At 63.0% G+C, this 12,635-nt stretch carries 12 protein-coding genes; 5 read left to right on the top strand and 7 right to left on the bottom strand.

The genetic code is table 11. From position 1 onward, the window contains the following. Positions 1 to 42: 42 nt before the first annotated feature. Positions 43 to 561, top strand: coding sequence for an arsenate reductase/protein-tyrosine-phosphatase family protein (locus ACRVY7_RS07585; RefSeq protein ID WP_431816607.1), 519 nt, complete (start codon positions 43 to 45; stop codon positions 559 to 561). A 16-nt stretch (positions 562 to 577) separates the two neighbouring features. Here the strand turns inward: ACRVY7_RS07585 and menE are convergent, their stop codons facing one another. The 5 genes from menE to ACRVY7_RS07560 form a co-directional block, all read right to left on the bottom strand. Continuing rightward, on the bottom strand, positions 578 to 1,921 hold the full coding sequence (gene menE, locus ACRVY7_RS07580) for an o-succinylbenzoate--CoA ligase (protein ID WP_431816606.1): 1,344 nt from the start codon (positions 1,919 to 1,921) through the stop codon (positions 578 to 580). Between the two features lie 10 nt (positions 1,922 to 1,931). Next, positions 1,932 to 2,276: a DUF3349 domain-containing protein gene (locus ACRVY7_RS07575; protein ID WP_431816605.1), complete on the bottom strand. Its 345-nt coding sequence runs from the start codon at positions 2,274 to 2,276 to the stop codon at positions 1,932 to 1,934. Between the two features lie 140 nt (positions 2,277 to 2,416). Further along, positions 2,417 to 2,743 carry a DUF3349 domain-containing protein gene (locus ACRVY7_RS07570; RefSeq protein WP_064867113.1) on the bottom strand — a complete coding sequence of 109 codons (327 nt, stop codon included), beginning with the start codon at positions 2,741 to 2,743 and terminating at the stop codon, positions 2,417 to 2,419. Positions 2,744 to 2,787: 44 nt separating this feature from the next. Further along, positions 2,788 to 3,075 carry a hypothetical protein gene (locus ACRVY7_RS07565; RefSeq protein ID WP_049700840.1) on the bottom strand — a complete coding sequence of 96 codons (288 nt, stop codon included), beginning with the start codon at positions 3,073 to 3,075 and terminating at the stop codon, positions 2,788 to 2,790. A gap of 45 nt (positions 3,076 to 3,120) precedes the next feature. After that, positions 3,121 to 4,353, bottom strand: coding sequence for an inorganic phosphate transporter (locus ACRVY7_RS07560; protein WP_431816604.1), 1,233 nt, complete (start codon positions 4,351 to 4,353; stop codon positions 3,121 to 3,123). A 430-nt stretch (positions 4,354 to 4,783) separates the two neighbouring features. On the opposite strand from ACRVY7_RS07560, the gene ACRVY7_RS07555 reads away from it, so the two are divergent. Continuing rightward, complete coding sequence (locus tag ACRVY7_RS07555; RefSeq protein WP_431816603.1) at positions 4,784 to 5,854, top strand: LLM class F420-dependent oxidoreductase; 1,071 nt, start codon at positions 4,784 to 4,786, stop codon at positions 5,852 to 5,854. A 25-nt stretch (positions 5,855 to 5,879) separates the two neighbouring features. On the opposite strand, the gene ACRVY7_RS07550 is transcribed toward ACRVY7_RS07555, so the two are convergent. Both ACRVY7_RS07550 and ACRVY7_RS07545 read right to left on the bottom strand, forming a co-directional pair. Further along, positions 5,880 to 7,622 carry an endo-1,4-beta-xylanase gene (locus ACRVY7_RS07550; protein WP_431816602.1) on the bottom strand — a complete coding sequence of 581 codons (1,743 nt, stop codon included), beginning with the start codon at positions 7,620 to 7,622 and terminating at the stop codon, positions 5,880 to 5,882. Between the two features lie 505 nt (positions 7,623 to 8,127). Next, positions 8,128 to 9,120: a GDP-mannose 4,6-dehydratase gene (locus ACRVY7_RS07545; protein WP_064865251.1), complete on the bottom strand. Its 993-nt coding sequence runs from the start codon at positions 9,118 to 9,120 to the stop codon at positions 8,128 to 8,130. A gap of 755 nt (positions 9,121 to 9,875) precedes the next feature. On the opposite strand from ACRVY7_RS07545, the gene ACRVY7_RS07540 reads away from it, so the two are divergent. The 3 genes from ACRVY7_RS07540 to ACRVY7_RS07530 are packed head-to-tail and all read left to right on the top strand — an operon-like array spanning position 9,876 to position 12,621. Then, complete coding sequence (locus tag ACRVY7_RS07540) at positions 9,876 to 10,988, top strand: glycosyltransferase (RefSeq protein ID WP_431816601.1); 1,113 nt, start codon at positions 9,876 to 9,878, stop codon at positions 10,986 to 10,988. Next, the gene (locus tag ACRVY7_RS07535) at positions 10,985 to 11,971 is read left to right on the top strand and encodes a GDP-mannose 4,6-dehydratase (protein ID WP_431816600.1); all 987 of its coding nucleotides are present in this window, start codon (positions 10,985 to 10,987) and stop codon (positions 11,969 to 11,971) included. The genes ACRVY7_RS07540 and ACRVY7_RS07535 overlap by 4 nt, the downstream gene beginning before the upstream one ends. Continuing rightward, a complete protein-coding gene (locus ACRVY7_RS07530; RefSeq protein ID WP_331436207.1) occupies positions 11,968 to 12,621 on the top strand; it encodes an acyltransferase in 654 nt (217 codons plus the stop codon). The genes ACRVY7_RS07535 and ACRVY7_RS07530 overlap by 4 nt, the downstream gene beginning before the upstream one ends. The last annotated feature ends 14 nt before the right edge of the window (positions 12,622 to 12,635 follow it).

Below are 12,635 nucleotides of genomic sequence, written 5' to 3'. Positions count from 1 at the left end.
GCAACCGAGATTGCATGCCCGGCAGCGGGATAGGCTGTCAGCATGAACGTCCTCTTCGTATGCACGGGCAACATCTGTCGCTCACCGATGGCCGAGAGGGTCTGCTGGGGTGTGGCCGATCGGGCCAACGTCGATATCGCAGCGTCGAGTGCTGGTGTTGGCGCGCTCAACGGTCGACCGATGCACCCGTTTACCGCTGAGGTACTTACCGAAAATGGTTTTGATGCAACCGATTTCGAGTCTCGTTATCTACTTCCACCCGTGCTGGCGGATGCCGACATCGTGTTGTGCTTCACCCGCGAGCACCGCGCGGCGTGCCAGCGGATGCTGCCCGTGCGGTGGCGACGGATGTTCACGCTCGTCGAGTTCGACGAGTTGACCTCAGCTGTCGCGGAAGGCGGTATCGACGCGGTCATGGCAGAGCGCGGCCGCATCGACACGAATGCGGAATCGCTCGACATTGTCGATCCCATGGGGCAGCCCAAGGAGCACTTTGTGCGCGTCTACCAACAGATCGCCCCGCGGGTTGAAGCTCTCGTCGACTGGGCCGGTCGACAGTAGGGCGGTAAGTGCTCGATCAGGAGTAGCGAGCGCGCAATGCGCGTCGGTCGATCTTGCCCGGACCGCGCAGCGGAAGTTCGTCGACCTCGATGATGTCGCGGGGAGCGGCGTAGCGGTCGAGTCGTTCGACGACGGCGCCGCGGATGCGCTCAGCGTCGAATCTGCTTGTGTCAGAGGGGATGACGAAGGCGACGACCTTCTCGCCGAGACGGTCGTCGGGTAGTCCGACGACGGCGCACTCGCGTACGGAGTCGTCGTCGAGGATCACGGCCTCGACCACCTGGGGTACCACTGTGAGTCCGCCAGTGGTGATGGCTTCGTCGGCGCGGCCGATGATGCTCAGGACGCCGTCGTCGAGGTGGCCGAGGTCGTCGGTGATGAAAGTCCGTGCGCCGGGCGTGAGTGTGAAGGCCGGGTGGTCGGGGAGGTTGCGGTATCCGTGGGCCACCATCGGACCCGAGAGTGCTACGCGCCCAACGCCTTCGGGGTTTGGATTGATGAGGGTGACGGTGACGCCGTCGAGTGGGATGCCGTCGTAGACGCAGCCGCCGCCGGTCTCGCTCATGCCGTAGGTGCGCACGATGGGTAGCCCGGCGTCGAGGGCGCGACGCAGTAGCGGTGCGGGAGTCGCTGCACCGCCGACGAGAAGCGCATCGGCGGTGCGGAGTGCTGCGGCGGCACGGGGGGAGTCGAGGACTTTGATCAGCTGGGTGGGGACCAGCGAGGTGTAGCGGCGCGGACCGTCGAGGGCGTCGAGGGCGTCGGCGAAGGCGTCTGGGTTGAAACCGGACGAGACGTCGAGGACGCCTGGCGTGAAACCTGCTGCGAGCGCACGGAGGAGGACTTGGAGTCCGGCGATGTGGTGCGGCGCGAGCGCGAGGAGCCAATTACCCTGCCCTCCAAGGTATTTGTGCGTCGCTGCCGCAGATGCGGCGAGGGTGCGGGGTGTGTGCTGCGCGCCCTTGGGCGTGCCGGTGGTGCCCGAGGTGGAGATGACGAGCGAGATGGCGTCGTCGATGGGCGTTTCGGCGGCGAGAGCGTCTGCGAGACGCTTCGCGTGGGCGGGGTCTGCGGCCGGCACGGGCAGGGCGGCGGGGGTGGTCTCGACAAGCTCGACCAGCGAGGACGGCTCGACCAGCGGTTGGGGCTCGACCGGCGGTGGGGGCTCGACCGGCGGGGAGGGGGGCTCGACCGGCGGTGGGGTGGTCTCGACAAGCTCGACCAGCGAAGCCGGCGGGGCGGGAAGCTCGACCAGCGAAGCCGGCGGGGCGGGAAGCTCGACCAGGGCGAGCAGCTCGTCGCGCAGTTCCAGGACCGTCGCGTCGGCGGGCAGGGGGAGTGGTCGCAGGATGCGGGTCACCGCAGCAAAACTACTCCGGCTCGGGGGCGTCGGGCGGTGGCGGGTCGAGGGGGTGGTCGTCGAACGGCCAGCCGCGTGACTCGAGGTAGGTGCGGACGCGATCGATGTCGGCCTCGTGGGGCAGCTCGTGGGTGACCTTGGAGATCTTGACCCCGGCGTCGATCTTGGAGATCGGTTCGGGCGGAGGTGCGGACTCGCGGATGAGCTCGTCCGAGACCTCGTCGACTTCTTCCTCACTGAGCTGTCGGCGGAGGAGGGCGACGAGGGGGATGTAGTCGTCGGCGGGTACGCCGTCGGGATATCCGGCGCGCAACCAGTCGATGATCTTCTTCAGAAATTGCGGCCGATCGGCCACGCGGTCCCCCTCTCGCACACGCAGACGCCTTACGCGTTCTGGTCTGCGATTCTAAGCGGTCCGCGCCTGCTCGGGGCAGGCGCGGACCGGTGTGACTTGTGATGGCTGAGCAACCTCAGCTCACCGTGATCTCAGTTGGGTCAGTTCAGATCGTGAACCTGATCCTTTGACTCCGCTGCCAACGGCCAGCCAACAGCGGCAAGTCGAGACGCCACCTGGTTGACCTCGTATTCGGTTGGCGGTTGGTCGGAGACCTTGGCGATTGCGTTGGAGATCTGCTCTTCGGTGAGCGGAGTTCCGATTCCCTGCTCGGCGGCGAGCTCCATGCAGATGCGCATGATCTGATCTTCGTCGAGCACCTTGGTCAGCAGTGCGAGCAACGGCGGGAAATCGGTGGCTGGGATGCCTTCGGGGTAGCCCTTGCGAATCCAATTGACGGCGGACTCGAACAGCGAGGTGTTGGCCATGATGCCTTTCGGTTCGAAATCGAAGTGTCGAGTGGCGCGGGGGCCTACTTCTTATATGCCCACGAGGGGAAGATCTTGATATCGAAGTAGTAGTTGAGCGTCTGGCGGCAAATCCACAGCAGGCCGATCACGATCACGGCCGCGACGATCGCGAACAAGACGTAGCCGAGTGCACGTAGTGCCGGATTGGGTGCCGAGGTGGTGCCGTCGGCGTTGAGTCCGCCTTCACCGCGCGACTCGCACACCATGCCGACAGCGAACAGAGCGGGCAGACCTGCGCCGAGAACCAGACCGATCGCGAAGACCTTGAAGATCGATTCGAGGATGTCCATGAGATTCAGCTTTTCCTTTTGTCGTCCGTCGTCGTCTCTGGTTGCCTACGTCATTGCTGTCGGATCGGGGAGCTGACGCGGTCCGTCCTGGCCGGCCGGCGGGATGATCGAGTTGGTCTCTTCGTCCCAATCGTCGTTCACGTTGTTGGAATCGACCTTGTTCTGCTGTGCGCGCCAGTACATGTAGCCCGACGCCGCGAGGAGGACGAGGAAGATGACGACCGCGCCGAGGACGTCGCCGAGCAGGTGGCCGAGGCCGTAGCAGATCGCACCGATGAGTCCGGCTGCCGGAAGGGTGGTGACCCATGCGATCACCATGCGCCCGGCGACGGCCCAGCGAACCTGTGCGCCCTTCTTGCCGACGCCGGAACCGAGGATCGAGCCGGTGGCGACCTGAGTCGTCGACAGCGCCATGCCTGCTGCCGAACTGGTGAGAATGATTGCGGCGGAGCTGGCTTCAGCAGCCATGCCCTGCGGCGAGCTGATTTCGACAAGGCCCTTGCCCAGCGTGCGGATGATGCGCCAGCCACCGAGGTAGGTACCCAGTGCGATGGCTCCGGCGCAGCTGACGACGACCCAGATCGGCAGGCCGTGTGTCACCGACGACGCGCTCAGGTGACCGGTGCTGATCAGGGCAAGTGCGATGACACCCATCGTCTTCTGTGCGTCGCCGGTGCCGTGGGCGAGCGACACCAGGGAGGCGGTGACGATCTGGCCGCTGCGGAAGCCCTTCTCCTGCTTGGAGACGAGGACCGATGCGGTGATCTTGAAGATCAGCCAGGTGCCGACCGCGGCAACCGCGCAAGCGATGAACGGCGATGCGAGCGCGGGGATGATCACCTTCGACAGCACGCCGTGCCAGTCGATTCCGCTCATGCCGAGCGCCGCGATGCCCGACCCGATGAGTCCGCCGAACAATGCGTGGCTCGAGCTCGACGGTAGGCCGAAGAGCCAAGTGAAGAGGTTCCAGAGGATACCGCCGACGAGGCCGGCGAAGATGATCAGCAGCGCTTGGTTGACGTCGATGCCGGGGATCAGATTTCCGGACTTGTCTTGTAGGTGAAGGATGTTCTTGGTGATTGTCGCCGCGACCTCGACCGAGAGGAACGCGCCGACAAGGTTGAGGATGGCCGCGATTGTGACCGCAACCTTGGGCTTGAGGGCGCCGGTGGCGATGGACGTCGCCATGGCGTTTCCGGTGTCGTGAAATCCGTTGGTGAAGTCGAAGCCAAGTGCTGTGATGACCAGCAACACGAGGACAAGCATCTCTCCGCTCATGGGCAATATCATGCGACCCGCCTTAAGGTTTCGCATAAATTACGTTCGACTGCCGTAAGTTTGTGACCTGCGGGTTTGCCTACCCGCACACTGTGTTCACCTAGTGTTCACCGAACCGACCGTGGGCAGACACCATTTGCGCAGCTAATGTCCGATTTTTGTGTGTGGGGGTCTCGACAAGCGGAGGGCGCTCGACCGCGGGCGGGGTGGTCTCGACAAGCTCGACCAGCGGGGGCCGCTCGACCGCGGGGCAGGTGGTCTCGACCGCGGGCGGGTGGTCTCGACAAGCTCGACCAGCGGAAGCCGCGCTCGACCAGCGGGGACCGCTCGACCAGCGGGCAGGGCGCTCGACCAGCGGAGCGGCGACGGTTGAACGAGCGCTCGGGCGGGCCTAGTGCGGCGTCGAAGCGCTGTGGAAGAATCCGAAACCATGACCGCTTCTGCCATCAAGCTCGGTATGCCCATCAACTACGCCGGCGATTTTCGCGAGACCATCGACAACCTCGTCGACTTCGAGGCCGCCGGTGTCGCTCGGATCGCGGTGCCTGAGGCATATAGCTTCGACGCCGTGAGCCAGCTGGGGTACATCGCGGCGCGCACCGAGAAGATGGAGCTGCAGTCGGCGATCCTGCCGATGTACTCGCGCACGCCGTCGAACTTGGCGATGACCGCAGCGGGCCTCGACTTCATCAGTGGTGGTCGCTTCGTGCTGGGCATCGGGGCGTCGGGGCCGCAGGTGATCGAGGGTTTCCACGGCGTGAAGTACGACTACCCGGTGGGGCGCGCGCGAGAGAACGCCGACATCTGTCGACTGATCTGGCGCCGGGAGAAGACGGAGTACCGGGGCAAGCACTACACCCTGCCGTTCACCAAAGAGGACGGCGGAACCGGGCTTGGCAAGCCACTGAAGATCATCAATCACCCTGTGCGTGAACGAATTCCGATGCTGCTCGCTGCTATCGGCCCCAAGAACACTGAAGTCGCGGCCGAGATGTTCGAGGAGTTCCAGCCGTTCCTGTTCCACCCCGAGCACGTCGACGTCGCGTTCGGTGAACCGCTGGCGGCGGGCAAGGCAAAGCGCGATCCGTCGCTGCCCGAGCTGGGCATCGTGGTGCAGGCGACCGCGCGAGTGACCGAGGACGCGGAGCAGATCGAGAACGCCTCGCAGATGGTGCGGCATCAGGCGGCGCTGTACATCGGCGGCATGGGCGCGCGCGGAAAGAACTTCTACAACCAGCTCGCCGTGCGTTACGGCTACGCCGACGCGGCCAAGGAGATCCAGGACCTCTACCTCGACGGCAAGAAGGTCGAGGCTGCAGCGGCGGTTCCCGCAGATCTGGTCGAGGCGATGAGCCTGATCGGTCCGCGTTCGCTGCTGGCAGAGCGGGTCGCGGCGTTCCGCGCGGCGGGTGTCACGTGCATCCTCGCGGCTCCGGTGGCGCCGACGCATAAGGAGCGGGTCGAAGACATGGCCCAGCTCGCGGAGATCTTCGCGAGCTGAGCCAGCCTTCGTCCGCATTCAGCGGTCAGTTGGTTTTCGTTGATGCGCCCGACGAGCTTTTAGTAGCGGTCGCTGTTTCCGTGGGCGTTGCTGTGGCAGTTGGCGTCGCGGTTGTCTTGGGTGTGGCCGAGGGCGTTGCGGTTGCCGTGGGTGTTGCGGTCGCTGTTGCCGTGGGCGTTGCTGTGGCTGTCGGTGTCGCGGTTGCCTTGGGTGTGGCCGAGGGCGTTGCGGTTGCCGTGGGTGTTGCGGTCGCGGTAGCCGTTGGCGTGGCGGTCGCGCTCGACGACGCCTTGGGTTGTGTCGTCGATTGAGTTGCTGCCGACGGCGTGGTTGTCGCTGTCGGTGTGGGTGTTGCGGTGGCCGTCGAGGTCGTTGTCGCCGCCGCCGTTGTCGCGGTCGTCGTGGCCGACGCGCTACTTGCCTGTGCGGCAAGCTTTGTGACAGTTGTGGTCGTGGCGGCATTGGCGCCGTACGCGTTGCCCAGTGCTGCTGCCAAGTCGTTCAGCATCTGCTGGAACTGGGCAGCCAATGCGGCCATCATCTGCTGGAAAGCATCATTGAGCGCTGCCCCGGGGTCCGTGGTTCCACCGCCCGTGGTTCCACCGCCTGTGTTCCCACCGCCCGTGTTTCCGCCGCCGGTCGACGGTGTGCCCGAATTGGATCCGGATGCGTACTTCGCGATGAGCTCGGCCAGGACCTGGGCCGCGGGTTTCGCGGTCCAGTCGGTATGAAAGAGCCCGAAGTTCTCCTCGGTGCTGCTGCTTCCGGTGTTGGTGTCGCGCGTTTCGTAGATATAGATAGGTCCGGCGCCGGCCTGCTTCTGCCAGGTCTCGATGAAGTCCCGGATGAACTCAGCTTGTCGTGCTTCGGTGTACGCGCCGGTCGTCGGCTGGCCGTATTCGGTGATCCAGATCTTCTTCGCGGAGTCGCCATACTGCGCCATGAGCGCGCGGATCGCCGCGATCTGCAGCGATGGCGCGTCGGGGTGGTCGTTGCTCGAGTACGACGCGTCGTATTGATACGGGTGGTACGAGAGGGCGTTGAAGTATCCCGCTGCTCCTGCCGCGTACATCTGAGAGATGAAGTCGACCGGGTTCAGCGTGATGCCACTTGTAACGGCCGCCCCGACGACGCCGGCGATCACGACGGCGTTGGGGTCCGCCGCCTTGATGGCGGTGTAGGCGGCCTTGAGCATTGCCGTGTAAGCAGCGGGATCGATGGGGTTGTAGAAGAGTGTCGAATTGGGTTCGTTCCACACCTCGTAACCCGAAATCTTGCCCTTGTAGCGCGTTGCGATGGCAGTGGTGAAGCCTGCGTACACCGCCGGATCGGTGTGACCGCTGATGATGTTGCCTGCCCACCACGGTGTTGCGGCCACCGTCGCCACCAAGCTGATCCCTCGGGATTGTGCGGCGTTGACAAGTTGATCGAGCTGGGTCCAGTCGTACACGCCCTGACGATTCTCGACGCTGGCCCACGGGACGAGTACACGCACGCTTGTCACGCCCAGCGATTGGATTTTGTCAAGGGTCGCGTTCAGGTCGGCGCTGCTCATCGAGTACAGCGATGAGTCGGCGATGCCTATGGTAGTTGACGATTCATCGATAACCGCTGCCATAGTGTAAGGCAATGTGACGGTGCGAATCTGGGAAACGGAAGATTTTGCCGCCGGAGCGATGGTGGGAAACTCTGTGGCGACCAAACCTGTGCCGAGAAGTGCTGCGGCACAGAGTGTTAAAGACCTGGTGCAGAGACGTGATGCGGGCATCGGGCAGATTCCTGTCAGTTGCCCCCCTAAGCTACAGAGTAGATACGAAAACCGATTCGGTCGAGTTAATTGGGGGTTACTGAAAAATGCTGTGAGGATTCTACCGGCGGATTCACAGAGGGGTTTCAGGTTGGCTGCGCACTATACGCTCACGGCTTGTGGGCCGGTCCTGTAATCGGAACGTCGACATCGTGTTCGGCTCGACAGCCGCTCTGCGCGATGCGAGATCGGGGTCGGCAAGGTCGAGGTTCGCGGCTACGGCGCTCACGGCGGCCGACGCTTGGCCGTGACTGCCTGTTCGTCGACGCTTCCGCCGCGTCGTTGGGTTGGGTTGGGGTGGGCTCGCGCCCGTGCAGAAAGTAGGGGAAGGGTTCTTTCCCCGAGTTGTCGACGTTTCTCCGCGAAACTACCCATGGAAACCCACAAAACCCGGGGAAGATCTTCTTCCCCGGGTTTCTGCACTGGGCGGAGCCGTATGGCGACCGAAGTGTCAGCCGGCGACGTGTCAGATGGCGACGGCGGGGCTGGGCGCCTCGATGGCGACGTCTGACTCCACCATCATCCGGACCAGCGACTTGAAGTCGACGCGAGGTTTCCAGCCGAGCTTCTCGTGTGCCTTCGTGGAGTCGCCGATGAGAAGGTCGACCTCCGCGGGGCGGAAGAACTGGGGGTCGGTCTCGACGTAGCGCTCCCAGTCAGTGATGCCGACGGTCTCGAAAGCGACGTCGAGCAACTCGCGGATCGTGTGTGTCTCTCCGGTCGAGATGACGTAGTCGTCGGCCTCGTCCTGCTGGAGCATCCGCCACATGGCGTCGACGTAGTCTCCGGCAAAGCCCCAGTCGCGCTTCGCGTCCAAGTTGCCCAGCACGAGCTTGTCCTGGAGGCCCAAGCTGATGCGCGCCACAGCCTGTGAGACCTTCCTGGTCACAAACTCGGGCCCGCGTCGCGGTGATTCATGGTTGAACAGAATGCCCGAGCTCGCGTGCATGCCGTACGACTCGCGATAGTTGATCGTCATGTAATGCCCGTAGACCTTGGCGACGCCGTAGGGCGAGCGCGGCCAGAGCAGCGTCGACTCACGCTGGGGTACGTCCTGCACCTTGCCGAACATCTCCGAGCTCGACGCTTGGTAGAAGCGCACGTCCTTGCCGGAGTCGTCGGAGTAGAAGCGCACGGCCTCGAGCATATTGAGAACACCGAGACCCGTTACCGCACTGGTCAATTCGGCGTTGTCCCAGGAGTACGCGACAAACGACACCGCGCCGAGGTTGTACACCTCGTCGGGCTGGGCCTTTGCCAGTGCCCTGATGAGGCTCGCCAGGTCGAGAAGGTTGCCGCTGAGGATCTTCACGTATGGGTGGCTGCGTCGCAGTGCCGGCAGCTTGGGGTTGTTCTGCCCACGGATCAGTCCGTAGACCTCGTAGCCCTTCTCGTGCAGCAACTCAGAGAGATAGAGCCCGTCCTGGCCGGTCACGCCCGTGATCAGTGCGGTTTTCAACGTGTGTTCACCTCAATGCTTGCCAGCAGCCGTAGCGATCCGGCGTCTGAAGGTTTGGACTAAGCAGGAGCAACAGGAGAGTCTGCATAGTGTGCGCGCTTGAATTACAACCGATTTTCGCCACCTCGGCAAGCGCAGTGGCAGTAGTCACAGGAGATGGCAAAACCGTATCAGGAAACCTGAAACATTCGCGACTATAGCGACGATATGGACTTAATGCCTAAGGCACGTTTCGTATGCTCAGGTGGGCCTGGGATGGCGAATTCGTGAACTCAACCTCACAGAAAACTTGCGGTATCGGCGCCTGGGCTTTGTGTTTGGCTTGTAGCTCGCGACGTCGATCGGGCGCGCAACGCTCGGCGCGTCGCACCCAAGAAGTTTCCTCCCGTTCACCCAATGGAAACATGCGGTGAGCTGGTTCGACGCGTCGCGTGCGGACTCCATTTGCCGATGTCAGTGCTAAATAGTGACGGTGCGCACATGGCGGTAACGAACTCCATTCTCGTGCCGAATGGTGTGATAGACACGTGTAGATGGCCATAATGTCCGATTCGTTCGGCTGCGCGTGTCAAGCATTTTGGGCGGCGGGATTTTATGGCGGAGCCGCTTGCTGGAGCGAATAGTTTCCACGACTGGGTTACGCTTGCGCGGTGTGTATCGGGAGATGGTCGGCGGTTTCAACGATGAAACCGTTCTGAACACTGTGTATTCCGGTCTTGAAGTCAACGTCCACGAATGGCGGTTTCTAAGAAATCATGCGCCTCGCAATAGCCCACGACTACCTCACGCAAAGGGGTGGCGCCGAGAAGGTTGTCTTGGCTCTGGCAAAAGCGTTCCCTGACGCGCCCATCTACACCACCCTCTTCGACGCGGATGGCACGTATCCGGAGTTTTCCTCCATGGATATCCGGCCGAGCTTCCTCAACCACGTTGGCCCGTTGCGTCGCAACCATCGAGCGGCACTCCTCGCGTTGCCGCCTGCGGCACGGTCGGTAAAGATCGACGCAGATGTCGTGATCGCGAGTTCCAGCGGCTGGGCACACGGATTTCAGACAACCGGGCGCAAGATCGTGTACTGCTATTCGCCTGCCCGATGGCTCTACCAGACCGATGCGTATCTCGGTGACGGGGCCGGACTGGCAAAGCGGGTGACGCTGGCACTCATGGCGTCGTCACTACGTCGCTGGGACCGCAGAGCAGCAGCGCAGTGTGATCAGTACCTCGCCATCTCACGCGCCGTCGCCGGCAGGATCAACGACGTGTACGGACTCGACGCGGCTGTATTGCCTGCGCCGGTCACACTCACCGCACTGCCGGATTCCGAAATGGAAACGGTCCGTGAGATCGAGCCGCTTGTACGAGAAGAGGACTCGTACTACCTGTGCGTGTCTCGATTGTTGGCCTACAAGAATGTGGACAAGGTGCTCGATGCCTTCGCCGGCAGTGGACGCAAGCTCGTCGTAGTCGGTCGTGGGCCTGAACGCGATGCGCTTGTGGCAAAAAACCTCCCGAATGTGACTTTTCTCCAAGACCTTTCGGACGCGCAGATGTCGTGGCTGTATCGACACTGCCGAGCAGTGGTTGCGGCGAGCCTCGAAGACTATGGACTCACGCCTCTCGAGGGCGCGATTTACGGGAAGCCCTGCGCTGTGCTGCGTTGGGGTGGCTTCTTGGACACCGTCGTCGAAGGTGTGACCGGCGTCTACTTCGACAATCCCGATCCGCGCTCGATTGCTCAGGCGGTGTCCGCGTTGGAAGAGATCGAATGGGATCCACGCGTGATCGCGAACCACACGTCCCAGTTCAGTGAAGAGATGTTCAGTTCGCAGATGCGCCACCACGTCGACAAGCTGGTGCAGTACGCATGAGTACGTCAGCGCCGATTGCGCTCATCACGGGTGTCGAGGGCCAGGACGGCTGGTATCTGAGCCAGTTGCTCAAGGCCGAGGGATTCGAAGTGCACGGTACGGTTCACCGCGAGCCGAGCATCGGGGACGAGACCGTTGAACAACTGATCGCGAACAGGGTGGGCGTCCACGTCGCCGATGTGGTCGATGGCGACAGAATGCGAATGCTGTTCGACGCCGTGCGGCCCGATCACGTCTTTCACCTGGCCGGCGTGTCTTCGGTTGCGCGGTCGTGGGAAGACCCGGTTGGCACGACTCGCACCAACTCCATGGGCACGGCTGTTGCGGTCGCTGAGGCACTTCGGTTTCAGGAGGTGTCGGGTAAACCCGTCACTTTCGTAAACGCTTCGAGCGCAGAGGTGTTCGCGGGATCTGCCCGCGTTCCGATCGACGAGACGGCCCCGATCGCACCGATCACACCGTACGGCGCATCCAAGGCGCTTGGTCACACACTCTGTGTTGCCTATCGGGCCAAGGGGCTCGCCGCGTCGAATGTGATCTTGTTCAACCACGAATCGCCCAAGCGCCCCAACACCTTTGTGACCGGCCGGATCGCGGAGACAGTCGCACGGATCGGTGCCGGAAGCCCCGAGACGCTCTCACTGGGCAACCTGAGCGCTCGGCGTGACTGGGGGTGGGCGCCCGACTATGTCGACGCGATGCGTCGGGTTGCATTGACCGGACGCGGCGAGGACTACGTGGTCGCTACCGGAACGCTGCATTCGGTCGCCGACTTCGTTGCCGCCGCCTTCGCTTCCGTCGGTATCGAGGATTGGGCAGAGCGAGTCGAGGTGGCAGACAACCTCGGGCGACCCAACGACGCCGCCGTGCTGGTCGGCGACTCGACGCGGTTGCGTACCGAGTTGAATTGGGCACCGACGCGGACCTTCGAACAAATCGTAGAGTCCATGGTCAATCACTACGCGCAGAAAGAGATGGCATGACGGTGGAAAGCGCCCGGCAGGATGAATCAACGGGTTCTGAGCAGAACGGCCCGACGATCACGCTGCCGCAGCGAGACGACTTCACGCCGCGCTACGACTTCAACGACATCAGCAAGTTGGGCAAGGCGCGCAACAGGATCGGCATCCTGCTCTACAACTCGTTGATCACGCACATCCCTTCGCACACTGTGCGACAGGGCTTTCTGCGAGCCTTCGGTGCGAAGATCGGGAAGGGGACGTCGATTCTCCGTGGTTGCCTCTTCTTCGACATCGACCAAGTGCGGATCGGCGACTACTGCTCCATCGGATTCCGATGCCTGTTCGACGCTAGATCGGGCATTCTGATCGGCGACAACGTGGTCATCGCGTCGGACACGCAGATCATCGCCGGGCACCACGATCCCAACAGCCCCACCTTTGCGCCGATTCTCAATCCGGTGCGGATCGGCGACTACGTGTGGCTGGCAAGTCGGTCGACCGTGCTCGCGAACGTCGACATCGGCCGAGGCGCGGTGGTTGGTGCCTGCGCGCTGGTGACGAAGTCGGTGAACGACCTCGAGATGGTTGCCGGTGTGCCTGCGAAGGTTCGCTCTATGCGCGATCCCGATGCGTTGCAGTACCGGCCGTTTTATCGGCCGCTGCTGTACTGACGGTCGGACCGGAG

Origin of the sequence: Gordonia jacobaea, assembly GCF_965344965.1 — a bacterium.
Lineage (GTDB): Bacteria > Actinomycetota > Actinomycetes > Mycobacteriales > Mycobacteriaceae > Gordonia > Gordonia jacobaea.
Note: the sequence above shows the minus strand (reverse complement) of the source record. Positions and strands in the feature narration are given on the sequence as shown.

Coding starts and splice junctions, on each gene's coding strand:
- ACRVY7_RS07585 (WP_431816607.1), top strand. CDS start 43: ATGAACGTCCTCTTCGTATGCACGGGCAACATCTGTCGCTCACCGATG.
- ACRVY7_RS07570 (WP_064867113.1), bottom strand. CDS start 2,743: ATGGCCAACACCTCGCTGTTCGAGTCCGCCGTCAATTGGATTCGCAAG.
- ACRVY7_RS07565 (WP_049700840.1), bottom strand. CDS start 3,075: ATGGACATCCTCGAATCGATCTTCAAGGTCTTCGCGATCGGTCTGGTT.
- ACRVY7_RS07560 (WP_431816604.1), bottom strand. CDS start 4,353: ATGAGCGGAGAGATGCTTGTCCTCGTGTTGCTGGTCATCACAGCACTT.
- ACRVY7_RS07555 (WP_431816603.1), top strand. CDS start 4,784: ATGACCGCTTCTGCCATCAAGCTCGGTATGCCCATCAACTACGCCGGC.
- ACRVY7_RS07550 (WP_431816602.1), bottom strand. CDS start 7,622: ATGCCCGCATCACGTCTCTGCACCAGGTCTTTAACACTCTGTGCCGCA.
- ACRVY7_RS07540 (WP_431816601.1), top strand. CDS start 9,876: ATGCGCCTCGCAATAGCCCACGACTACCTCACGCAAAGGGGTGGCGCC.
- ACRVY7_RS07535 (WP_431816600.1), top strand. CDS start 10,985: ATGAGTACGTCAGCGCCGATTGCGCTCATCACGGGTGTCGAGGGCCAG.
- ACRVY7_RS07530 (WP_331436207.1), top strand. CDS start 11,968: ATGACGGTGGAAAGCGCCCGGCAGGATGAATCAACGGGTTCTGAGCAG.